Here is a 22,755-nt window from a genome sequence, read left to right as displayed (position 1 = left end):
GTCTGGTATTGGAGCGTGAGCGTTTCCAGCTCTCTTGAAATCCCAAAATGCAGCGGCTGCGCCCATTTTTCGAGCAGACAAAATAATTCATGACTTATAGCATGGGTTTAAAGTCACGAAACGTTCGGTGGTGAATTCGTATGTAACATTAAAAAGTGCTGATATTTCATTTGTGAAATTATTATAAGTCTGAATAGCTATTATTTTTCTAAACATAAAAGTTGAAATACAAAACTTATATGCAATCCGTTTGTCCTTCATTTTCCACAATTCTCTAAACAGTGGGGTGTAATCAGTTGATTTCCTTCATGTCTAAGTGCATGACCCAAAATTCATCACCAAAATCTTGCCATTGTTCTTGAGGGCTAAGGCGGCAGCTATTATCAAAAGAAATGCAGCGAGACAGTAGCTTAGTGCCGAAATAAAAAACAGACCTAATAAGGTCTGTTTTTGTTAGAAGTTAGGGGAAGTTCATTTTCACTTCCCCTTCTCCCGTTTCCGTTTCTCCTTCTCTGCCCGGTAAAACTCATGAAACATCTTCATCAGCGCCCGCTTCTCAATACGGGATACATAGCTCCGCGATATCCCGAGCTCCTTGGCTATTTCCCGCTGCGTTTTCTCTTTCTTTAAGTCCAAACCGAACCGGCCGACGATGACTTCTTTTTCCCGGCCGTCGAGAATGTCGATATATTCTTTTACTTTTTCAAGCTCCATGTTGAGCTGAATGGTATCAATCACGTCCTCATTTTCTGATTTTAAGACGTCAATTAATGAAATTTCATTTCCTTCTTTATCCTGACCGATGGGGTCATGCAGAGAGACGTCTTTTTTTGTTTTTTTGAGTGCGCGTAAATGCATGAGGATTTCGTTCTCAATACACCGCGCAGCATATGTTGCCAGCTTTGTTCCTTTTCCAGAGGAATAGCTTTCGATGGCTTTAATGAGTCCGATCGTCCCGATGGAGATGAGGTCTTCAGCGTCTTCCCCGGTATTTTCAAATTTCTTGACAATATGGGCGACGAGCCGAAGGTTATGTTCAATCAGCATGTTTCTTGCGTGTTCATCGCCCTCTGCCATAAGGGCTAAGTATTTTTTTTCATCATCTCCCGAAAGGGGTTGTGGAAAGGCATTGTTTTTAACATAGGACACTAAAAACACCAATTCTTTGACCATCAATCCCATCGCTGTAAATACTCCTGCCACGATTTTCACCTCCACCATGTTTAGGCCGTTGCCTATATCCTCAAATGTATGTGAAGGAAGGATTGTCTGTGTCTGTACGATGAAAAAATCATCTTATTTGAAAGAAACGTGCTTCTGTGCGTATGTTTTTGCTGCACCTCTCATATGTTTGCGGTTTCTTTGCGGTGCTTGGCGGTCTAGAAGCGTGCTAAAATATGTAATATTAGACCGAAAAGGAAGGGGTTTTTTCGGAACATGGGGAAGGTTCTTTCTTCACATGTCGGTATGAAAATTAATGAATGGTATCGAATGATACGGCAGTTCAGTGTTCCAGATGCGGAAATCTTGAAAGCGGAAGTAGAAGCGGAAATTGAACGTATGGAAGAGGACCAGCATTTACTGATTTATTATCAGCTCATGTGTTTTCGGCACCAAATTATGCTCGACTATATACACCCTTCAAAATATCAACCTTTCTCAGTATCTAACCTTGTCGATAAAATCGAAAATTCCAATCATGAGTTATCTGATATGCTGCATTATTACCATGCATTTTTTCGTGGCATGCATGAGTTTAGTCAAAAAGAATATTTGGAGGCCGTCAAATATTATCGCATGGCAGAAAAACAGCTGTCTATGGTATTTGATGATATTGAGCAGGCCGAGTTTCATTTTAAGGTAGCAGAAGCCTACTATATAATGAAACAAACGCATGTCTCCATGCACCATATTTTAAAAGCGCTTGAAATATACGATCAGCATGATGCATATGCCATTCGCATTATTCAGTGCCTCTTTGTCATCTCGGGAAATTATCAAGATTTAAAACGTAAAGATCGAGCACTGCCTCACTTGAAAAAGGCGAAACAACTCGCATCCGAAATTGACCACCCGCGCATTTATAGCTCAGCACTCTATAATTTAGGGAAATGTTACGGGGAGTTAGGTTATCGAGAAGAAGCAGAACGATATTTAACCGAATCGGCTGACCTCGCCAAAAAAGAGCTGCTTCCCACGCTGCCTCATACACTTTATACACTGGCCAAGCTGCTTTTTAGACAAAATGAGAAGACCGAAGCAAGGCGCATATTAGAGGATGGGAAATTGGCCGCAAAGAAGCATGAAGACCAGCTGTTCTGTCATATGTTTGAGTATCTGGATGCTTTATATGTTCAGGAAATCAATGAAGAACAACTGCAAAAAACCATTGATTATTTGGAAAAACTTAGCCTATACTCTTATATAGAGGATATCTCACTAGAAATTGCGACAGCCTTAGAAACCTCTCAACAATACCAGAAGTCCAACCAGTATTATCAAAAATTGCTATGGGCTCAAAATCAAATCCAAGAAGGAGAGTGTCTGTATGAATTCTAAGCAACGTTCGACAGTTGAAGAGAGAAACCAAACGTGAGACAAAAAGCGGGCCTGATGGGCCGGCTTTTTTATGTGAAAAAGAAGCGTAGACGATCACGAAACTTGAATGAATTCATCAGAAAGCGGGCAATTTAATGTGTAATGATGTTCTGTGGAGGCGGTCTGATGAAAGGGTTGCATATCTTGTTATGTATATTGGTAATATGCGCTTTTGTTCCTGGTAACATAGAGGCGCGTACATTAAAAAGAATCGACCTAGAAAAAACAGGACGAGCCTTTTGGGACATGAGAGAGGAACGGAAAAAGATTGCGTTAACCTTTGATGATGGGCCTCATCCGGTATACACAAATCAAATACTAGATGTACTGAGAGAGCATGAAGTGAATGCCAGCTTTTTTGTCATCGGAAGCCGTATTCATGCATATCCCCTGCTCGCAGAGCGGATTGTGAGCGAAGGAAATGAGCTTGGCAATCACACGATGAACCATACGTATTTTGACCTTTTGTCATCGAAAGAAATCAAGCAAGAATTAAAAGAATCAGCGGCTCATATCGCTTCTCTCCAGCCTGGAGGACCCTTATTATTTCGTCCTCCGGGCGGGCGTTTGACGATGAAGTCATTCCGCATTCTTTCTAAGCAAGGATACGATGTCGTGATGTGGTCCTTTACGCAAGATCCGAAGGACTGGTCTAGGCCAGGTACACAAAAAATTGCCAGCCGTATTATTGAGAATATTCAGGGCGGTGATATCATCCTTTTACATGATGGCGGAGGAAATCGTAAGCAGACAGTAGAAGCGCTGAAACAAGTCGTACCTGAACTAAAGAAAAGGGGCTATGAGTTTGTGAAAGTAAGCGAACTGGTGCACCATAACAGAGATTATCTGCCGGTTCAATTACAATAAGAAACAGTCATTCATTGAAACCAAAAGTCTTGTCGTTTACTATATGAAGAGGGCTTTTGGAGGTGAATGTTGTGAAGAAATTTGTTTTCCTTTTCATCCTGTTATGTGTTGCTGCTGGGTGCTCGAAGCAGGCGCAGGAAAGTGTGATTGCATTTGGTGACAGTAACACAAGAGGATCGAACTGGGATTTTCGAGATTATCCCACATCTGAAAAATGGGTGAATCTCATGAAAAACGTCGAGCGCGGCCAAATCAAGGTACAGAATGCCGGGATTGGCGGGCAGACAACAGAAGATGCGAAGCTGCGCTTTGAGCAGGATATTTTAAAACAAAAACCAACTTACGTCCTCATCATGTTCGGTACAAATGATGCGGCGATTCTAGACGGGAAACATCCCCGTGTGACCAAAAAACGATTTAAAGAAAACTTATCCTACTTCATTTCTGAAAGTAGGAAAGAGGGAATTACCCCGATCCTCATGACGTGCGTGCCTGTGGTGGAAGGAGGCAAAAAGGGCTTGTATTATTATTCTAGATATAAGTCATCTTATTTTGCTGAGAGAGGCGGGGCGAGAGCTTGGCAAAACTCATACAATGACATCACAAGACAAGTAGCTGAAAAACAGCAAGTGCCGCTTGTCGACAATTGGAAAGCGTTCATCCGAGAAGCGGGTGAAGATAGTGACAACGCCTTGATTCAGTCTGGCCTCATTGACCCTTCTGGCAATCATATGACACCAAAAGGGGCAAGAATCATTTATAACGAAATCAAAGAGCGTGATGTCATTAAACATTTTTAAATGCAGGCCATCTGCCTAAACAAGACGATCCATCCAGCATAGTCTAACAGTATATCTTCTTAGAAGGAGGTAACTGATATGTGGGGATGTCCTTATCCTTACCCTGCGTGTTCGCCTTATCCAGCTCAAGGAGCAGGAATCGGTTACGCTTTTCTTGTTGTGTTCCTTGTCGTCATTTTGGTCGTAGGTGGAGGGTTATGGTTTTGGAATGAACAGCCTTGCAAATAAGACACCTCTTCTTTGATCAGAAGGGGTGTTTTTTACGGAAAATAGTAGTAAGCCTATAGCGCAAGTGATATAATATCAGTCACCTGAGTTTAAAAAAGGAGAGTGCTCGGGAGGCATGGTTCCTGGATATATGGAATTAAGAGGAAACAGAGAGCATATGCCCGAGCGAACGTCTTTTCATTTCTGTCTCAATTAATTCAATGAAGTCGCGATTTAAGTTCATTTCATTTGCTTTATAATACGATTCTATAAGTAAATCATCTGACAGCTTTTTCATACTAGAAACCCATATGATGGGAAAAACACCTCCCCTGAAAAAGTTGGCATAAAACTTGAGGAAAAGACATATCATCATAGGTTGATCGAATGTCTTTGAAGTACCTTTAATCTACCATGAATGGGAAACAAGAACAATCGTTCTGTTATCCACATGGTTAAGTGGATAACTTGTGGGTAGAGTGTTTATAATTGAATGAAAGCATGATGAAATATAGGTGGATAATGTGTGTAAAATTATCCACACCTGTTGAAGGTCCTCATCATATGTCGAAAACTTTTTCATTGTATTCGATAGACAGACAAATTGTGATTTGATTCGACACAATCGCTGAAAAACCAATGGAAGAAAGGGTGCAAATTGTGCTAAAGAAGTATTTCTTACCGGATGAATTTGTGAAAAGTATTTTCCACATTTCGCCGCAAAAACTAAAAGAACGAAATGTAAAAGGAATTATTACGGATTTAGATAACACACTAGTAGAATGGGATCGTCCAAGTGCGACCCCGCGTTTAATTGAATGGTTTCAAGAGATGAAAGATCACGGGATACAGGTGACGATTGTATCGAACAATAATGAAAAAAGGGTCAAGCTTTTTTCTGAGCCGGTTCATATCCCGTTTATTTATAAAGCGAGAAAACCGATGGGAAGAGCCTTTAATAAGGCCGTCGCTGATATGCAATTGAAGAAAGAAGATGTGGTTGTCATTGGCGATCAGCTTATGACAGATGTGCTTGGCGGAAACAGGCATGGCTTCCATACCATTTTGGTTGTACCTGTTGCGGCATCGGACGGATTTTTCACGAAGTTTAACAGGCAGATTGAACGCAGAATTTTAGGAGCCTTAAAGCGTAAGGGCCACATTCAGTGGGAGGAAGAGTAATAATGGAAAAGGTTGTTTGTATTGGCTGCGGTGTAGCCATTCAGACGGAAGATAAAGATCAATTAGGATATGCGCCGGCAGCATCTCTATTGAAAGAAGATGTGATCTGTCAGCGCTGTTTTAGGTTAAAGAACTACAATGAAATTCAGGATGTGTCTTTAACAGAAGACGACTTTTTAAATATTTTACACAGCATTGGCGAGACTGATTCTCTGATCGTCAAGGTCGTTGATATTTTTGACTTTAACGGAAGCTGGATTAATGGACTGAGCCGTATTGTTGGTGGTAATCCCATTTTACTTGTCGGCAACAAGGTAGATATTTTACCAAAATCCGTGAAAAAAGACCGTCTTGTTCAATGGATGAAGCGAGAAGCAAAAGAAAATGGGCTCAATCCGATCGATGTGTTTTTAATCAGTGCGAGCAGAGGACAAGGTGTGCCTGAGGTCATGGAGGCAATTGATCATTACCGTGAGGGCAGAAATGTCTATGTTGTCGGCTGTACAAATGTTGGGAAATCAACATTTATTAATCGCATTATCAAAGAGGTGTCTGGAGAAGAGAATGTGATCACCACATCCCAATACCCAGGGACAACACTTGATGCGATTGAAATCCCGCTTGATGACGGGTCTGCTTTATTCGATACACCGGGTATCATCAACCGCCATCAAATGGCGCACTATGTCGGCAAAAATGACTTAAAGATTTTAACGCCGAAAAAAGAATTGAAACCGAGAACGTTCCAGTTAAATGAAGCTCAAACGCTTTACTTTGGCGGACTGGCACGATTTGATTATGTAAAAGGCGGCAGAACATCCTTTGTCTGCTACATGCCAAATGAACTCAACATTCACAGAACGAAGATGGAGAATGCAGATGACTTATATGAAAAGCATGCAGGTGAGCTGCTTTCACCGCCATCAAAAGAGGGGATGGAAGATTTCCCGCCGCTCGTTCCGCACACTTTCACCATAGATCAGCCAAAAATGGACATTGTCTTTTCAGGATTAGGCTGGGTGACTGCAAATGATGCTGGGAAACAAATCAAAGTGTATGCGCCAAAAGGCGTGCACGTGTTTATGAGACGTTCGTTAATTTAAATGTTCAGAGGGGGAGAGACCTTGAAACCTTTATACGGAGTAATCGGTAACCCTGTTGGCCATTCAATGTCTCCAGATATTCATAATGCAGCATTAAAGGATGCTGGAATTGATGGACATTATCATGGCTTTCAAGTAGAAAATGATGACCTGAAAGATGCGATTAGCGGTATGAAAGCGTTAGGAATCAGCGGCATTAACGTCACTGTTCCGCACAAGGTAGAAATCATGAAGTACCTCGACAAAATTGATGTGACAGCTGAACGCCTTGGTGCCGTCAATACGGTGCGGCTCGAAGGAGATCAGCTCGTTGGGTACAATACAGATGGAGAAGGCTTTCTTCATTCATTGCTTGAAGCGTTGGATCAGCCGTTATCAGAGCTGTCATTTCTCCTGCTTGGTGCTGGTGGAGCAGCAAGAGCGATTTACACGACAATTGCTGAGTATGCACCGAAACAATTTGATATCGCCAACCGCACCATTGAAAAAGCTGAGGCTTTAATTGAAAGTGCCGATGGGAAAATCACATCTCATGCCATTGCATTAAATACAGCAGAAGAGCGGCTTGGGGAATATGATGTCATCATCCATACGACCTCGATTGGTATGTATCCGAATGTTGAAGAAACCCCAATTTCTTTAGCGAACGCAAAAAAAACAGCGGTCGTTTGTGATATTGTGTATAATCCAATAGAAACAAAGCTGCTAAGTGAAGCAGCCGGGTTAGGTTTGAAAACAGTCGATGGCGTCGGCATGTTTGTTGGTCAGGCGGTAAGAGCCTTTGAACTATGGACGGGCATTACACCTGACGCCCGAAAAATGAAGTCAATTGTCATAGAGAAATTAGGAGGAACACCATGTTAAAAGGTAAGCAAAAACGTTTTTTACGTGCGCAAGCACATCATTTATCACCTATTTTTCAAGTTGGAAAAGGCGGGGTAAATGACAATATGGTCAAGCAAATTTCCGAGGCGCTTGAAGCAAGAGAACTTTTGAAAGTCAGCGTATTGCAAAACTGCGACGAGGACAAAACAGAGGTTGCAAAAGCACTTGTAAAAGGTGCAAAAGCTGAACTCGTTCAAACGATCGGAAATGTGATTGTCCTTTATAAGGAATCAAAGGAAAATAAACAAATTAAGCTGCCGTAAAGGTGGATATGATATGAAAAAAATAGGATTGTTCGGCGGTACGTTTGATCCCCCGCATAATGGGCATTTGCTGATGGCAAGTGAGGTGCGTTTCCAAGTAGGGCTTGATGAAATTTGGTTTATCCCAAATCACAAGCCCCCTCATAAAACGGGCCGAAGACGAGCAGAGAGTCATCACCGCGTAAAAATGGTGGAAAAAGCGATTCAGACAAATCCTCATTTTCGAGTTGAGCTTATTGAAATGGAGCGGGAGGGCCCATCTTATACAGTAGATACGGTTGAGCTGTTAAAGAAGCGCCATCCTGAAGATGAGTTCTTTTTTATGATTGGAGCGGACATGGTCGAGTATTTGCCAAAATGGCACAGAATCGATGATTTGCTTCAGATGATCACCTTTATTGGGATGAAAAGACCAGGTTATGAAGGAAATACGGCGTATCCTCTTTTGTTTGCAGATGTTCCGGCTTTTGATGTATCATCGACATTGATTAGGCAGCGAATGAAGCAGGGGAAACCTGTTGATTATTTGATTCCGAAAGCGGTTGAGTGTTATATAAAGGAGCATCATTTATATGAATCGTGAAGAAGCGTTAAACTGTGTCAAACAGCAGTTAACAGAGCATAGATATACACATACAATTGGGGTAATGGAGACGGCCATTTCATTAGCTGAACGTTTTGGTGCAGATGTGAAAAAAGCAGAGGTCGCGGCTATTTTCCACGATTATGCTAAATTTAGACCGAAAGAAGAAATGAAGGGCATCATCCAGCAAGAACAGATGAACCCTCTATTGCTTAAATATTCACCTGAGCTTTGGCATGCCCCAGTTGGTGCCTATTTGGTCAAAAAAGAAGTTGGAATTGACGACCAAGATATTTTAACAGCCATTGAATTCCATACGTCCGGCAGACCGAACATGACATTGCTTGAAAAAGTGATTTATGTCGCCGACTATATAGAGCCAGGACGCCATTTTCCTGGTGTAGAGGAAGTAAGAGAGTTAGCAGAGCAGGATTTGGACCTTGCCTTGATTCAATCTTTAAAAAACACCGTCAGCTTTTTAATGAAAAAGAATCAGCCAGTTTTCCCAGATACACTTGCTACTTATAACTCACTTGTGCAAAAGAACAATTAAGGAGGAATTTTGATGGATGCATCATCAATTTTAAACATCGCAGCAGGAGCGTGCGATGATAAACGGGCAGAGGATATTATTGCCCTGAATATGCAAGGGATCTCACTTGTTGCAGATTATTTTCTCATTTGTCACGGGAATTCTGACAAACAAGTACAGGCCATTGCAAGAGAAGTGAAACACCTTGCAGAAGAAGGCGGCATCGAAGTCAAAAAGATGGAAGGCTTTGACGAAGCAAGATGGGTATTGATTGATCTAGGAGATGTCATTGCTCATGTGTTCCACAAAGAGGAAAGAGGATACTATAACTTAGAGAAGCTTTGGGGAGATGCGCCGAGAGAAACACTTTCGCTTGGCATTAACTTATGATCTATCAAGGGTTTGCAGGTGTGTATGATGAGCTCATGACACATGCCCCTTATGATGAATGGGTTCAGTGGATACAGCGGTATATCAGGCCGAATAGTGCGATTATCGATGTAGGTTGTGGAACTGGAGAGATCTCTCTTCGGTTAGCTGCAAAAGGTCACATGGTCACAGGAATTGACCTAAGTGAAGAGATGCTGGCATTTGCGCAGCAAAAAGCACAGGCTCATAAGCAGTCTATTCAATTTTTACATCAAGATATGAGAGAGCTTGAGGGGTTTGAACAAACTTTTCAAGCAGCGGTTATTTGCTGTGATTCTTTGAATTATCTAAAAAACGAAAATGACGTCAAAAAAACCTTTAAAAACATGTTTCAGCTTTTAGAGACAGGTGGGGTTTTATTATTTGATGTTCATACCCCTTATAAAATGGAAGAGGTATTTCCTGGCTCTACTTATGCCGATCAAGATGAAGAAATCAGCTACATTTGGCAGAGTGATAAAGGAGATCATCCATATTCGATCATTCATGATTTAAGCTTCTTTGTAAAAGACGGAGACGTGTATGAACGTTATGATGAAACGCACGAACAACGTACATTTCCTTTTGAGACATATGCAGCGTTCCTTGAGTCCGCTGGCTTTGAACAGATTGAAGTGACCGCTGATTTTACAAATGAAGCACCTCAAGAATGTGCAGAAAGATATTTTATTTCAGCGAAGAAACCAAAAACCATCGTTTAATGGACGATGGTTTTTTTAAAACCCTTTTTTCGCTTGTTGCGAACATGTTTAATTTCTGAGATCATCAGTAAACACACTCGGTGGGTATTGATGCGCAACCGCTTCTACATCCTCATCGAACTTGTCATGAGTGTTCTGAAAAAGCTGATGGAACATATCTTGAACACCTGCTTCAAGTGCTTTAATGCCCTCGCCGGTGACGCCGCCTTTTACACACACCTTCTCTTGCAGTGTCGGCAGGGTATACACCCTTTTTTCAATCAAACGGCCAAGTCCTACAAGCATATCTTCTGATAAGGTGGTGGCTTCTTCTTTTGAAATATCCGTTTCTTCAACAGCGGCTTCAATCATTTTCTGAACAAGAAAGCTAATAAAGGCAGGACCGCAGCTTACAATATCTGAGGCTGCCCGTGTGATTGAATGATGAATTTCTATTGGTGTTGAAATGCGGGAAGCGAGTTGTCTGAGCGCTGCTTTTGTCGTGACATTGCATGATGAACCAAATGTTAAAAGTGATGCGCCTGATAACGCGCGGTTGGTGATGCTTGGGATCAGTCTGGCTGTTTGACAAGGAACAATATCTTGAAGCTGTTCAGGATGAACCGGACTTGTAATGATGACAATGGTTTGCTGTTCTTTTAAAAGTGGGCTCAACTCTTTTAAAAGCGGATAAATATCAAGTGGTTTGACACAAACAAAGATGAAATCTTTATCTGTTACAGCTCCTGAAAGCTGTTTCGTCACTTCGACCTCTGGGTGATTCTTTTTTATATTGAACGCTTTTTCGATGGTCCGATTTGTAATGGTGATGGATGAGGGATTGACTGCTTTTGATTCAATAAATGCCTCAGTAAGTATGGTACCCATGTTTCCTGTACCGATTAACCCTATATTCAAACGTTCTCCCTCCTTAGACGCATAGGATCTGTTATCTTCTAAACAGTATGTGAAGCAGCGTGAAAATATGATTGAAAGAAGCGTGAACAAGTGAAGCAGCTCATTTCGTTGAAAAAATACAGTCTTTATCTGATAGCGGGAATCATTATCCTCGTCATCATCTGTTTCTGCTTTTTAGTAGGAAAAGAGAAAGATAGCGCCGAGCCAAGTGTATTGAAAGAACAACATGAAACGCAAGTCACATTAGAAGAAAAACAAGAGAGTGCAGAAAAAGAGCCAACATCCATCGTAGTAGAGGTCAAAGGAGCTGTACGGAAGCCGGGCGTTTATGCATTTATGGCTGAGGACAGAGTTGAAGAAGCCATTAAAAGAGCAGGTGGTTTTACGAGCAAGGCAGATACAGTTGACATCAATCAAGCAGCAAAATTAGAGGATAGTATGATGATTTATGTACGAAAGAAGGGGGAGGCTGACAAGCAGGGACAAACAGCAGCGGCTGATACGCCGCCGGGAAATGAACAGAGTCAAGGGGTGAATGTCAATCAAGCTGATGCAGCGGAATTGCAGACCATTAACGGAATAGGCCCAGCCAAAGCGGAAGCCATCATTGCGTATAGAGAAGAACATGGAGAATTTCAGCAAATTGAAGATTTACGGAATATTTCGGGTTTTGGAGAGAAGACCATTGAACGGCTTAAAAATCAACTGACGGTCAAGTAGAATTGACGGTATAGAAGAAAGGCATGTACACTTAATACCAACCATCATTCTGGAGGGATCAGCTCGTGGAGAGAATTTCATGGAATCAATATTTTATGGCTCAAAGCCATTTGCTTGCCTTGCGAAGCACCTGTGAGCGGCTAGCTGTTGGGGCAACGATCGTAAGAGACAAGCGCATCATCGCAGGTGGATATAATGGATCCATTGCCGGTGACGTGCATTGTGCAGATGTAGGATGCTATGTGATAGATCATCACTGCGTTCGTACAATCCATGCGGAGATGAACGCTATTTTACAATGTGCCAAATTTGGTGCACCAACGGCTGATGCTGAAATATATGTGACGCATTTTCCTTGCTTGCAGTGCTGTAAAGCGATTATTCAAGCAGGTATTCGAACAGTGTATTATGCGAAGGATTATAAAAATCATCCATATGCTGTTGATTTATTCGAACAAGCCGGAGTTCAAACAGAACAGGTTGAACTAGATGAGATGATTATTGACTTAAAAAACCAAGAAAAATTAGCCTTTGTTGCGGATTTAATAGGCAAACTAAGTGAATCAGGACGTAGCGAAACAGAAATTCGTCAAATGCATGAAAAGGCGAATCAATTATTTACTTCCTATGTTTAAGTATTTGCCGTTCGGGGCGATTTCAGCAGCTGCTGGAATTGCTCTGGCCGCATATCATCTTCATTTGTATTTTCTCCTTTTTCTTCTAGTATTTCTTCTTTTCAGTCTGCTGAAAAAAACACCCCAGCTCTTTTTAATGGTCAGTTTGTGTGGAACGATCTATATGCTCATTTTTATGGTGCATCAGTTTTTTGAAACGGATCATCCCATGCAAGAAAAAGCATTTTCTCATTCGGTTGTGATTGAAACGATCCCGAAAATAGATGGCAATCGCTTTTCAGCGACTGTTTCATCAGAGAATCGTCGACTAGCGGCATTTTATACGATTCAAACAGAGCGTGAAAAAGAAGCACTAAAAGATGTTGGGCCAGGTATGAGCTGTCATATGACAGGTGAGATGCGGTTGCCTAAACATGCAACCATACCGAATGGCTTTCAATATGATCAATTTCTAAAAACAAAAGGCATTGATGCTATTTTCTTAACGCAGTCTATGAAAAGCTGCACGAAACATGACAGCCCTTCACATGACCTTTCATCTATTAGGCAGAAGGGGTTGAAATTTCTAGAAGATCACGTTCCGAAGAATTCTGTTGGGATTGTGCAGGCACTTATTTTTGGCGATCGTGATTTAATAGACCCTGATACATTAAGAGATTATCAAATGCTTGGCATCATTCATTTATTAGCCATTTCAGGACTTCATGTTCAAACATTGCTCGCTTGTCTATTTTGGTGTCTACTCCGCGCTGGCGTGACAAGAGAGACAGCACGTATTCTTTTAATATCCTTTTTGCCGGTTTATGCTTGTTTAACAGGTGCTGCACCGTCTGTGTTAAGAGCCTGTCTCATGGCTGGAATTTATTTAGTCATCACAAGCCTGCCAAAAGAAATGAAACAGCCTTCTGCGGTCGTGTTAAGTGCAGCGTTCTTGCTTTTATTAGCCATTCAACCACTTTATATATTTGATGTCGGTTTTCAGCTGTCATTTGTGGTGACCTTATTTATTTTGCTATCCACTAGTATTTTATCAAAAGCAAAAAGTTCGGTGATGCAGTTATTTCTCATTTCCTTGATTGCACAGCTTGCTTCGCTTCCTGTTCTTTTATATTATTTTCAACAATTTTCCTTGCTGAGTGTTCCTTTAAATATGATGTTCGTTCCTTTTTATACAATGGTTGTCATGCCTCTGTCCTTATTCTTTTTTCTTTTATCTATCATTTATCTTCCGCTTGGACAAACACTGTTTCAGCTGCTTGATTGGGTGATCCAGTTTAGTCATCAATTGTCTGCACACATGGCTGCTTACGATAGTCTTACTCTCATTTTTATGAAATCGACATGGTGGCATGTGCTCCTAGAGGTTTCCTCCATTGTTTTTCTATTCATTGTGATGGAATGTAAAACTTCTATCAAATCTTATCTTGTGCCGATTTTGATTCTCGTTTGTGTGCTGGCTGTACACTATTTCACGCCGAATTTTCTTCAAAAAGGAGAGGTCACGATGTTAGATGTAGGACAAGGGGATAGTTTGTTTATTCAGTTACCTTATCGAACCGGGCATATATTAGTCGATACAGGAGGCAGACTTTCTTTTGAAGAAGAGCCATGGAAAAAAAGACGTAAAGTATCTACAATTGGGGATCAAACCCTTATTCCATTTCTGCATTCTAAAGGCATAGCAAAACTTGATGTCCTCATCCTTACCCATGCAGATCAAGATCATATGGGAGAAGCGATGCGATTAATAAAGCGAAATAAAGTCAAACGCCTTGCAATCCCAAAAGGCTTTGCCCGAAATCCAGAGGATGCGCAGCTTTTAAAGGAAGCGGCTGATCAACGGATTCCTGTAGATGAGTTGGAAAGAGGGGATCAGCTGAGAATTGGAGGACAAAAATTTGACGTTCTGCATCCCGCACGTGACCAGGTGACGAGTAAAAATAATGATTCACTGGTCCTCACCTTTACGCTTGGCGGTAAGCGTTTTATGCTGACTGGGGATCTTGAACAAGAAGGGGAACGAGACATCATTCAAGCTTACCCCAAGCTACGAGCGGATGTCTTGAAGGTTGGGCATCACGGGAGTAAAGGATCAACAAGTGAAGAATGGCTTCAGCATTTGAAGCCGTCATATGCACTGATTTCAGCAGGTGAACGAAATCGGTATCACCATCCTCATCAAGAAGTTTTGAAAAAATTAAATGATCATCAAACAAAGGTGTATCGTACAGATATCGATGGAAGTGTGACCTATGAATTTCTTGAAGAGGATGGAACATTTTACGCTCATCCTCCATATGATATCTTACAAAATCAATAAAAAAACTGCCAAAACGGCAGTCATCTTGCATTCATGTAGTTAAGATCCAACGAGGTGTATCACTGTTGCCAAAATAAACATTGAGGCGAAAAATCCGAATGTGACGATAAAACCAACAGCTGAGTCGGTCACATCATTCCGCTTGCTTTGAACATTCTTTTCAAATTCATTCATTTTCATCCCTCCTGGCTATTTTTAGTATACTTGAACTCATTTGGAATTGCTAGAAGGTAAAGTAACCGTTTTCCATTTTCATGATCATTTTGTGAATATCGTCTGACTGTAAGCTGACCCGGGAGCTTACGTGAGACGTTTACTATAAATGAGGAGGCGGCACTTTCAGCTTCCTCTTTACTAATGTCTCTACACACTTTAGGATAGAGGAGGAAGTGAAAGAGAGGGATTTAAGCGAATGGTCTTTGAAGTATGGAACAATTTAAAAAAAGGGGATATCCATCCCGTTTATTGCTTATATGGAAAAGAAACGTATTTACTTCAAGAGACAGCTGCAAAATTGAGACAAGCTGTCGTCGACGAAGAAACAAAGGATTTTAATTACTCTGTCTTCGATATGGAAGAGGTGCCGCTTGAGCAGGCTGTGACGGACGCAGAAACATTTCCGTTTATGGGAGAGCGGCGTCTCGTTGTGATCAAGAACCCTTATTTCCTCACTGCAGAAAAGAAAAAAGAAAAGATCGAGCATCAGCTTTCTGTGTTAGAAGCTTATTTAGAAAAGCCAGCACCCTACACGATTCTCGTGTTATTGGCCCCATATGAAAAACTGGACGAACGTAAGAAAATCACCAAGTTGTTAAAAAAGAAAGCGGCTGTAGTTGAGGCGAAAGAGTTAAATCCGAAAGAAACAACAGATTTCACCATCACGCTGGTGAAAACAGAAGGAAAAACAATCTCGGCTGAAGCGGCAGAACAGCTTGTCATGTTATGTGGCGGGAGCCTGTCCTCACTTTTTCAAGAGGTTCGAAAGCTAAGTACATATATTGGGCAGCGAGAGGAAATTGAGCTGGCGGATGTCAATCAGCTCGTTGCACGAAGTTTGGAGCAGAATATTTTCGAACTGATTAACCAAATCGTGAACAGGCGCCGGTCTGAAGCGATGCAAATGTTTTATGATCTCCTAAAGCAAAATGAGGAACCCATTAAAATATTGGCACTCATTTCAAATCAATTTCGGTTGATATTGCAGACAAAGTACTTTGCTCAACAGGGATACGGGCAAAAACAAATTGCGTCAAACCTGAAAGTTCACCCATTCCGGGTCAAACTCGCGATGGATCAAGCAAGACTGTTTTCAGAAGAAGAGCTAAAGTACATCGTCAAAGAGCTCTCCACGATTGATTATGAAATGAAAACGGGTAAAAAGGACAAGCAGCTATTATTAGAATTGTTCCTGCTTCGGTTATTAGGGGCTTGAACATAAAAAAACGACCTTCTCAAAAGAGGGTCGTTTTTGTTTAGATGTATAATTGCCAGTCTGTCCTTATGGCTGAGCCGTTCAGGACGGACGTACAGTTAAACAGGTGCCTCATCACTGAGGCGTTGCAATCATTATGCAGAAAGTCCGTTTACTTGTTTCGCAAGTCTTGATTTGTAACGCGCAGCTGCGTTTTTGTGTACAAGACCAGTTTTAACGGCTTTGTCAATGCGTTTTGCAGCAGAAGAAAGAGCAGCTTTTGCTTGCTCAGCATCGTTGTTAGCTACAGAAACTTCAACTTGTTTAATCGCAGTACGCATCGCAGACTTGATTGTTGCGTTGTGTGCACGGCGTTCGTTATTCGTTTTTGTACGTTTGATCGCTGATTTAATATTTGGCATGTGTTTCACCTCCTAAGATACAACCTAAACACAATTGTCTTAAGGTTAAATCTTCACAATAGAACAAATTGTATTCTATCAAACACACCTTTAGAATGCAATATAAATGTAAAGTATTTTTCATTGATGAAGCGCTCGAATGTTTCTTGAACGAGATGGAAAGACTACTGTTAATTACTTGATGGAAGGAGCCTTTTCATGAAGAAACAGAAACTCGATTTAAGCGCTTATCAAATCCGGACCGATTTGGCCGTTGAAACAAAAGAGATACTAGAACAAGAGAACGATCCGAATGTGGTCAAAAAGGACGGTATTCAAGGAATTGTTGAGAAGGAGAAGGAAGAGCACGGCATCCGCATCCGCACTGTGGAGATTACGACAGAAGGAGAAGAGTTGACCGGAAAAAAGGCAGGGACATACTTGACGCTTGAGGCGCAAGGAATTCGGGAGAAAGACTCTGAGATGCAAGAAAAAGTGGTCGAAGTTTTTGCCCATCATTTTGCTCAGTTTTTAAAAGATCACGGCATTCAGGCAGATGCGAGCTGTCTTGTCGTAGGACTCGGAAACTGGAATGTCACGCCGGATGCTTTAGGGCCGCTCACAGTTGAAAATTTGCTGGTGACACGCCATTTATTTGAATTACAGCCTGAGAATGTGCAGGAAGGCTATCGCCCAGTGTCTTCATTATCGCCTGGGGTCATGGGGCTGACTGGTATAGAAACAAGTGACATTATACAAGGTGTCATTGAACGATCTAAACCAGATTTTGTGATCGCCATCGATGCACTGGCTGCACGTGCAGTAGAACGGGTGAATACGACAATTCAAATTTCTGATACAGGTATACATCCAGGATCGGGTGTCGGAAATAAACGAAAAGAATTAAGCAAAGAGACCTTGGGGATTCCAGTCATTGCCATTGGTGTACCGACAGTGGTCGATGCAGTCACGATCGCAAGTGACACGATTGATTACGTGTTAAAGCATTTTGGTAGAGAACTGAAAGATGATAGACCTTCCCGATCTTTAGTACCAGCGGGTCTGACATTTGGGAAGAAAAAAGTGCTGAATGAAGAGGATTTGCCAGATGATGAAACGCGTCAATCCTTTTTAGGAATCGTCGGAACGCTTCCTGAAGAAGAAAAAAGACAGTTGATCCATGAGGTGCTTGCACCGCTTGGACAAAATCTAATGGTCACACCGAAGGAAGTGGATACATTCATTGATGACATGGCGAACGTCCTCGCCAATGGGTTAAATACAGCACTTCATCAAAAAATCTCTCAAGACAACATGGGTTCCTATAATCATTAATCAGTTCTACTTTCTCTAGCTCGCTCATAGTGTAATTACTAGAAAGCGTGCTGGAGGGAGTAAATCATGAAAAAAAGACCTCGCCGTCCTCGACAGTTGGTCGTTGCGATTAATGGAACAAAAGTAGTGAAGAGTATTTTTTTGTTTATTGTCTCTCTGGTGGTTGTGTTTGTCATGTCAGGGGCTTTGACGTCTTTAAAACCTGAGCTTAGGCCTCAAGCGTCATTATATGGTGTGGCAGATGAGCTGTCAGGGGCATTCTTTGCAACTCTAATGGGGATGGAAAATCAATATTTTGCCTCAGCAGTCCCTGAAGATCAAAAAGGATTTCATTTCTCCGGGCTGTCACTCAAACTTGCCACAAGTATCAATTTAGAAGACCCCCGCAGTTTTCTAGGAAGAGAGCTGCCAGGCTTTGAACACTTTGATACAAAAATCATCCTAGCAGGTGAAGGTACAGACTATACGAATATGCCAATGGAATCGCCGCCTCCAAGTGAAGTCATCAAAGATGAAAAAGAAGCAAATCTAGCTGAGCTGGACAAGCTTGATGAAGATGAACCGAAAACGCCTGCAAAAGAGCCGGACCAGTCGACAGGAAAACGAAAAGCTGTGTACATTTATCACACACATAATACGGAATCATATTTACCATTTTTAAAAGGAGAAACAAACCCAAACAATGCGCGCCACTCAAAAGTGAACGTCACCCTTGTCGGGGAGATGTTTGGTAAAGCGCTCGATCAGCAAGGAATCGGCAATACAGTGGATAAAACAGAAATTGAAAAAAGACTGCTGAAAAAAGGGTTGAAGTATCCTCAATCATATAATGAATCCAGATTGGTTGTAAAAGAAGCTCTCGCTAAAAATGATGACCTAGATTACTTAATCGATATTCACCGGGATTCAAGAAGAAAGAAAGATACGACAGTAGAAATCAAAGGCAAGAAATATGCGAGAATCGCGTTTGTTGTAGGGAAGAAGAATCAAAGCTATGAGAAAAACTTAAAGCTGGCGACAGAGTTCCACCATTTGATGGAGAAAAAATATAGAGGACTTAGTGTCGGTGTGTTTGCCAAAGGAGAAATTGGAGATAATGGAATCTATAATCAAGATTTATCTGACAAAGCCCTCCTATTAGAATTTGGCGGTGTGGATAATAATATGGAAGAACTGAAAAACGCATCCAATGCAGCAGCTGATGTGTTCAGTGAAATTTTCTGGGACGCAGAAAAGGTAGACGGCAAAGCAAAGGATGAGAAAAAAAGATCTTAAGGTGGTGGAGGACATGGGCTCATTTATCGGAAAAACCATTATTTTATCGCTCGTATTGCTATTCGGTGTCTTTTTAGGAATGCAACAAGCCAATAATGGCATGCTGCAAATGAAAGGGTATCATGATCCGCAATTAAAAGGGGCCTTCACTGTCCAAATGAATGATGATCAAGAAAAAGAAGCCTCTATCCTCGGAACAGCTGTCACACAAAAAGACTTAGCAGAAAAGCAAAAGCAGCTAGAAGAAATGGAGAGCTTTAATGCCTTCTCTAAGGCCGGAAAAGCATTATCAGATGGTATGACGCATGCAGCCCGTACACTTTATGATTGGGTGAATGGTAAATAAACTGTTGTAAGCATCATGTTGGATGTTATTTCATAAGATATCACACCTTTTCGCAAAAGCCGCTAACCGATGAGCGGCTTTTCTTGATTTCGATTGAATCTTTACAGCCCTATTGATATAATCTAACCTAGCGCAACCCGCGTTTTATAGTAGGAGTGATAGATTGTGACAGATAAAGAAAAACGATTAGAACGGCAATCAAGAATTCGAAATTTCTCCATTATCGCCCATATTGACCATGGGAAATCCACATTGGCTGACCGTATTTTGGAAAAAACAGCGGCGATTACGCAACGAGAAATGAAAGAACAATTACTTGATTCCATGGACTTAGAGCGTGAACGCGGCATTACGATCAAATTAAACTCTGTTCAGCTGAAATATCAGGCGAAGGATGGAGAAGAATATATTATGCACCTGATTGATACACCAGGGCATGTCGACTTCACCTATGAGGTATCTCGAAGCCTAGCTGCCTGTGAAGGTGCAATTCTTGTGGTGGATGCAGCACAAGGCATTGAAGCACAGACACTAGCGAACGTTTATTTAGCTCTTGATAACAACTTAGAAATCCTGCCGATCATTAACAAAATTGATCTGCCGAGTGCAGAACCTGAACGTGTAAGACAAGAAATTGAAGATGTCATCGGGTTGGATGCATCTGAAGCTGTTCTTACCTCTGCTAAGGCGGGCATCGGGATCGAGGATATTTTAGAACAAATCGTCGAAAAGGTGCCGGCACCAGCTGGAGATCCAGAAGCACCACTTCAAGCCCTCATTTTTGATTCTCTCTACGATGCGTATCGTGGCGTCATTGCTTACATACGAATTGTCGAAGGAACCGTCAAACCGGGTCAAAAAATCAAGATGATGGCGACAGGCAAAGAATTTGAAGTGCTTGAAGTCGGCGTATTTACACCGAAAGCAATGCCAACAGACGAACTCACTGTTGGAGATGTTGGCTATTTAACAGCTGCTATTAAAAATGTCGGCGATACACGTGTAGGGGATACGATCACAAGTGCGGTAAACCCTGCGAAAGAAGCTCTACCTGGATATAGAAAGCTGAACCCAATGGTGTACTGCGGCCTTTATCCAATTGACACAGCGAAATATAACGACTTGCGTGAAGCGTTAGAAAAGCTTGAATTAAATGATTCTTCACTTCAATATGAGGCAGAGACATCCCAAGCACTAGGCTTCGGTTTCCGCTGCGGCTTCCTTGGCATGCTTCATATGGAAATCATCCAAGAACGGATTGAACGTGAATTTAAAATCGACCTCATTACGACAGCGCCAAGTGTTATTTACGATGTGTATATGACAGACGGAGAAAAAATCGTCGTAGATAACCCATCCAATTTGCCTGATCCGCAAAAGATTGAGCGAATTGAAGAGCCATACGTGAAGGCAACAATGATGGTGCCAAATGATTATGTTGGTTCTGTGATGGAGCTTTGCCAAGGAAAGCGCGGCAATTTCATTGATATGCAATATCTTGATGCAAACCGCGTGAGCATTGTGTACGAAATTCCTCTGGCAGAGATCGTATACGAATTCTTTGATCAATTAAAGTCCAATACAAAAGGGTATGCATCCTTTGATTACGAGCTGATCGGCTATCGCCCATCCACTCTAGTGAAAATGGATATCATGCTCAATGGCGAAAAAATCGATGCACTTTCCTTTATTGTTCACCGCGATTATGCGTATGAACGCGGAAAGATCATTGTAGAAAAGCTGAAAGAACTGATTCCGCGCCAGCACTTTGAAGTACCAGTTCAGGCAGCGATCGGTCAAAAGATTGTTGCACGGTCTACCATTAAAGCAATGCGCAAGAACGTACTAGCGAAGTGTTATGGTGGAGATATTTCCCGGAAAAGAAAGCTTCTTGAGAAGCAAAAAGAAGGGAAAAAGCGCATGAAGCAAGTGGGTTCTGTAGAAGTCCCACAAGAAGCATTTATGGCCGTGCTGAAAATGGACGACAGCACACCGAAAAAATAACATCCTCAAGGCAACCTGCTTTACAATGTTCGCCTTGACGTTTATAGTCGAAAACAAACGAAGAGGCCGCAGCGATAAACTGCGGCTCTTTACCTGTAAAGAAGGTGTCAATAATTGAAAGCAGCATACATTCACATTCCATTTTGTGAGCACATTTGTCACTATTGTGATTTTAATAAATTTTTCATTAAAACCCAGCCGGTCGATGAATACTTAGCCGCTCTTGAAAAAGAAATGCAGCACACGATCGATCAAAAAGGGGAGCAAGAACTAAAGACGATCTTTATTGGCGGAGGAACCCCGACATCACTCACAACCAGCCAGTTAGATCAGCTTATGGACAGTATTCACCGCGTATTAAAACCAACCAAAAACTTAATCGAGTTTGCAGTAGAAGCAAACCCAGACGAACTATCGCTTGAGAAATTGAATGTCTTAAAATCAGCAGGCGTTAATCGGCTGAGCTTTGGTGTTCAAACATTTGAAGATGACCTGCTCAAAAAAATCGGACGGGTTCATCAAAAGAAAGATGTTCTCACATCTTTCGAGCGAGCAAGAGCAGTTGGGTTTGACAACATTAGTCTTGATCTTATGTTTGGTTTGCCTCATCAAGAGAAGCATCATGTCATGCATTCACTACAGACCGCTTTTTCATTAGGTGCAGAACATTATTCGGTTTATTCGCTGATTGTCGAGCCAAAGACGGTCTTTTACAATTTGATGCAAAAAGGGAAACTGCATTTACCACCGCAAGAACGTGAGGCTGAAATGTATGAGCTCGTCATGGATGAAATGGAGCGGCATGGACTCAAACAATATGAGATTAGCAATTACGCCAAACCAGGTTTTGAAAGCCAGCATAACCTCACCTATTGGAGCAACGAAGATTACTTTGGTTTTGGCGCAGGAGCGCACGGGTATGTAGATGGCGTCCGTAATGTGAACGCTGGACCAGTGAAGCATTACTTAGAGCTCATTGAACAAACAGGGTTTCCATATAAGGAAACGCATCAGGTGACAAAAGCAGAACAGATTGAAGAAGAAATGTTCTTAGGTTTGCGGAAAATTGAAGGCGTGAAAAGTGCTCACTTTCAAGCGAAATTTGGAGCATCACCAGAAGCACTCTTTCCCGCCATTCTTGAAGAATTAGCAGAAAAAGGTCTCATTGAACAGGATGAGATTGGCATTCGTTTAACAAGAAAAGGAAAATTGTTAGGGAATGAAGTATTTCAAGCGTTTCTCGGTGAGTTATAATTGACAT

General features: G+C 41.7%; 26 protein-coding genes. 21 read left to right on the top strand and 5 right to left on the bottom strand.

Translation table 11 applies throughout. From position 1 onward, the window contains the following. Window positions 1-477 precede the first annotated feature (477 nt). Window positions 478-1,206, bottom strand: coding sequence for an RNA polymerase sporulation sigma factor SigK (sigK, locus tag V7L95_RS18610; protein ID WP_058014952.1), 729 nt, complete (start codon window positions 1,204-1,206; stop codon window positions 478-480). 231 nt (window positions 1,207-1,437) lie between these two features. Between sigK and V7L95_RS18605 the strand changes: the two genes are divergently transcribed. From V7L95_RS18605 to V7L95_RS18590, 4 genes are all read left to right on the top strand, one after another. Continuing rightward, window positions 1,438-2,559: a tetratricopeptide repeat protein gene (locus tag V7L95_RS18605; RefSeq protein WP_035390875.1), complete on the top strand. Its 1,122-nt coding sequence runs from the start codon at window positions 1,438-1,440 to the stop codon at window positions 2,557-2,559. Between the two features lie 165 nt (window positions 2,560-2,724). Further along, window positions 2,725-3,465 carry a polysaccharide deacetylase family protein gene (locus V7L95_RS18600; RefSeq protein WP_135009264.1) on the top strand — a complete coding sequence of 247 codons (741 nt, stop codon included), beginning with the start codon at window positions 2,725-2,727 and terminating at the stop codon, window positions 3,463-3,465. Between the two features lie 71 nt (window positions 3,466-3,536). Next, window positions 3,537-4,265, top strand: a complete 729-nt coding sequence (locus V7L95_RS18595; RefSeq protein WP_225310445.1) for a GDSL-type esterase/lipase family protein — start codon at window positions 3,537-3,539, stop codon at window positions 4,263-4,265. A 78-nt stretch (window positions 4,266-4,343) separates the two neighbouring features. Next, the gene (locus tag V7L95_RS18590) at window positions 4,344-4,493 is read left to right on the top strand and encodes a hypothetical protein (RefSeq protein WP_003217499.1); all 150 of its coding nucleotides are present in this window, start codon (window positions 4,344-4,346) and stop codon (window positions 4,491-4,493) included. Window positions 4,494-4,629: 136 nt separating this feature from the next. Here V7L95_RS18590 and V7L95_RS18585 read toward each other — a convergent pair whose 3' ends face one another. Further along, a complete protein-coding gene (locus V7L95_RS18585) occupies window positions 4,630-4,770 on the bottom strand; it encodes a sporulation histidine kinase inhibitor Sda (RefSeq protein WP_003217327.1) in 141 nt (46 codons plus the stop codon). Between the two features lie 362 nt (window positions 4,771-5,132). On the opposite strand from V7L95_RS18585, the gene V7L95_RS18580 reads away from it, so the two are divergent. From V7L95_RS18580 to V7L95_RS18545, 8 genes are read left to right on the top strand one after another with little or no spacing between them, the layout of a single operon-like run. Further along, complete coding sequence (locus V7L95_RS18580; RefSeq protein ID WP_008356191.1) at window positions 5,133-5,654, top strand: YqeG family HAD IIIA-type phosphatase; 522 nt, start codon at window positions 5,133-5,135, stop codon at window positions 5,652-5,654. Between the two features lie 2 nt (window positions 5,655-5,656). After that, on the top strand, window positions 5,657-6,757 hold the full coding sequence (gene yqeH / locus V7L95_RS18575; RefSeq protein ID WP_007501357.1) for a ribosome biogenesis GTPase YqeH: 1,101 nt from the start codon (window positions 5,657-5,659) through the stop codon (window positions 6,755-6,757). Between the two features lie 21 nt (window positions 6,758-6,778). Continuing rightward, entirely contained in the window at window positions 6,779-7,621 is an 843-nt protein-coding gene (aroE, locus tag V7L95_RS18570) for a shikimate dehydrogenase (protein ID WP_050827448.1), read from the top strand. After that, entirely contained in the window at window positions 7,615-7,905 is a 291-nt protein-coding gene (yhbY, locus tag V7L95_RS18565; RefSeq protein ID WP_008342507.1) for a ribosome assembly RNA-binding protein YhbY, read from the top strand. Before aroE ends, yhbY begins: the two co-directional genes overlap by 7 nt. A 13-nt stretch (window positions 7,906-7,918) precedes the next feature. After that, window positions 7,919-8,488, top strand: a complete 570-nt coding sequence (locus V7L95_RS18560; RefSeq protein WP_017358030.1) for a nicotinate-nucleotide adenylyltransferase — start codon at window positions 7,919-7,921, stop codon at window positions 8,486-8,488. Further along, on the top strand, window positions 8,478-9,041 hold the full coding sequence (gene yqeK / locus V7L95_RS18555; protein ID WP_017358029.1) for a bis(5'-nucleosyl)-tetraphosphatase (symmetrical) YqeK: 564 nt from the start codon (window positions 8,478-8,480) through the stop codon (window positions 9,039-9,041). Before V7L95_RS18560 ends, yqeK begins: the two co-directional genes overlap by 11 nt. A gap of 12 nt (window positions 9,042-9,053) precedes the next feature. After that, a complete protein-coding gene (rsfS, locus tag V7L95_RS18550) occupies window positions 9,054-9,410 on the top strand; it encodes a ribosome silencing factor (RefSeq protein ID WP_212359945.1) in 357 nt (118 codons plus the stop codon). Further along, window positions 9,407-10,150, top strand: coding sequence for a class I SAM-dependent methyltransferase (locus tag V7L95_RS18545; protein ID WP_017358028.1), 744 nt, complete (start codon window positions 9,407-9,409; stop codon window positions 10,148-10,150). Before rsfS ends, V7L95_RS18545 begins: the two co-directional genes overlap by 4 nt. Before the next feature lie 48 nt (window positions 10,151-10,198). On the opposite strand, the gene comER is transcribed toward V7L95_RS18545, so the two are convergent. After that, window positions 10,199-11,047 carry a late competence protein ComER gene (gene comER / locus V7L95_RS18540; RefSeq protein WP_008342498.1) on the bottom strand — a complete coding sequence of 283 codons (849 nt, stop codon included), beginning with the start codon at window positions 11,045-11,047 and terminating at the stop codon, window positions 10,199-10,201. Window positions 11,048-11,137: 90 nt separating this feature from the next. On the opposite strand from comER, the gene V7L95_RS18535 reads away from it, so the two are divergent. The 3 genes from V7L95_RS18535 to V7L95_RS18525 all read left to right on the top strand — a co-directional run bounded on the left by V7L95_RS18535 (window position 11,138) and on the right by V7L95_RS18525 (window position 14,722). Beyond that, window positions 11,138-11,767, top strand: a complete 630-nt coding sequence (locus V7L95_RS18535) for a helix-hairpin-helix domain-containing protein (protein ID WP_017358027.1) — start codon at window positions 11,138-11,140, stop codon at window positions 11,765-11,767. Window positions 11,768-11,832: 65 nt separating this feature from the next. Further along, window positions 11,833-12,402, top strand: a complete 570-nt coding sequence (locus V7L95_RS18530; protein WP_008342495.1) for a ComE operon protein 2 — start codon at window positions 11,833-11,835, stop codon at window positions 12,400-12,402. Continuing rightward, on the top strand, window positions 12,395-14,722 hold the full coding sequence (locus V7L95_RS18525) for a DNA internalization-related competence protein ComEC/Rec2 (protein ID WP_206116236.1): 2,328 nt from the start codon (window positions 12,395-12,397) through the stop codon (window positions 14,720-14,722). The genes V7L95_RS18530 and V7L95_RS18525 overlap by 8 nt, the downstream gene beginning before the upstream one ends. Window positions 14,723-14,761: 39 nt before the next feature. Here V7L95_RS18525 and V7L95_RS18520 read toward each other — a convergent pair whose 3' ends face one another. Then, window positions 14,762-14,896, bottom strand: a complete 135-nt coding sequence (locus V7L95_RS18520; protein ID WP_008342491.1) for a YqzM family protein — start codon at window positions 14,894-14,896, stop codon at window positions 14,762-14,764. A 238-nt stretch (window positions 14,897-15,134) separates the two neighbouring features. On the opposite strand from V7L95_RS18520, the gene holA reads away from it, so the two are divergent. Then, complete coding sequence (holA, locus tag V7L95_RS18515) at window positions 15,135-16,154, top strand: DNA polymerase III subunit delta (protein ID WP_017358025.1); 1,020 nt, start codon at window positions 15,135-15,137, stop codon at window positions 16,152-16,154. Window positions 16,155-16,288: 134 nt separating this feature from the next. Here holA and rpsT read toward each other — a convergent pair whose 3' ends face one another. Then, window positions 16,289-16,555 (bottom strand): 30S ribosomal protein S20, encoded by a 267-nt coding sequence (gene rpsT, locus V7L95_RS18510; protein ID WP_008342485.1) that lies wholly within the window; start codon window positions 16,553-16,555, stop codon window positions 16,289-16,291. A 198-nt stretch (window positions 16,556-16,753) separates the two neighbouring features. On the opposite strand from rpsT, the gene gpr reads away from it, so the two are divergent. The 5 genes from gpr to hemW all read left to right on the top strand — a co-directional run bounded on the left by gpr (window position 16,754) and on the right by hemW (window position 22,748). After that, on the top strand, window positions 16,754-17,869 hold the full coding sequence (gene gpr / locus V7L95_RS18505; protein WP_008342483.1) for a GPR endopeptidase: 1,116 nt from the start codon (window positions 16,754-16,756) through the stop codon (window positions 17,867-17,869). Window positions 17,870-17,935: 66 nt separating this feature from the next. Then, entirely contained in the window at window positions 17,936-19,144 is a 1,209-nt protein-coding gene (locus tag V7L95_RS18500) for a stage II sporulation protein P (protein WP_017367632.1), read from the top strand. Between the two features lie 13 nt (window positions 19,145-19,157). Further along, entirely contained in the window at window positions 19,158-19,490 is a 333-nt protein-coding gene (locus V7L95_RS18495) for a YqxA family protein (protein WP_019743214.1), read from the top strand. A 165-nt stretch (window positions 19,491-19,655) separates the two neighbouring features. Continuing rightward, the gene (lepA, locus tag V7L95_RS18490) at window positions 19,656-21,494 is read left to right on the top strand and encodes a translation elongation factor 4 (RefSeq protein WP_008342476.1); all 1,839 of its coding nucleotides are present in this window, start codon (window positions 19,656-19,658) and stop codon (window positions 21,492-21,494) included. A gap of 114 nt (window positions 21,495-21,608) precedes the next feature. Then, window positions 21,609-22,748, top strand: a complete 1,140-nt coding sequence (hemW, locus tag V7L95_RS18485; RefSeq protein WP_048001525.1) for a radical SAM family heme chaperone HemW — start codon at window positions 21,609-21,611, stop codon at window positions 22,746-22,748. Window positions 22,749-22,755 lie beyond the last annotated feature (7 nt).

The sequence above is a fragment of the Bacillus sp. PPSBB_11 genome, assembly GCF_038023285.1.
Classification (GTDB): domain Bacteria; phylum Bacillota; class Bacilli; order Bacillales; family Bacillaceae; genus Bacillus; species Bacillus altitudinis.
This window is presented reverse-complemented; position numbering and strand designations above follow the sequence as displayed.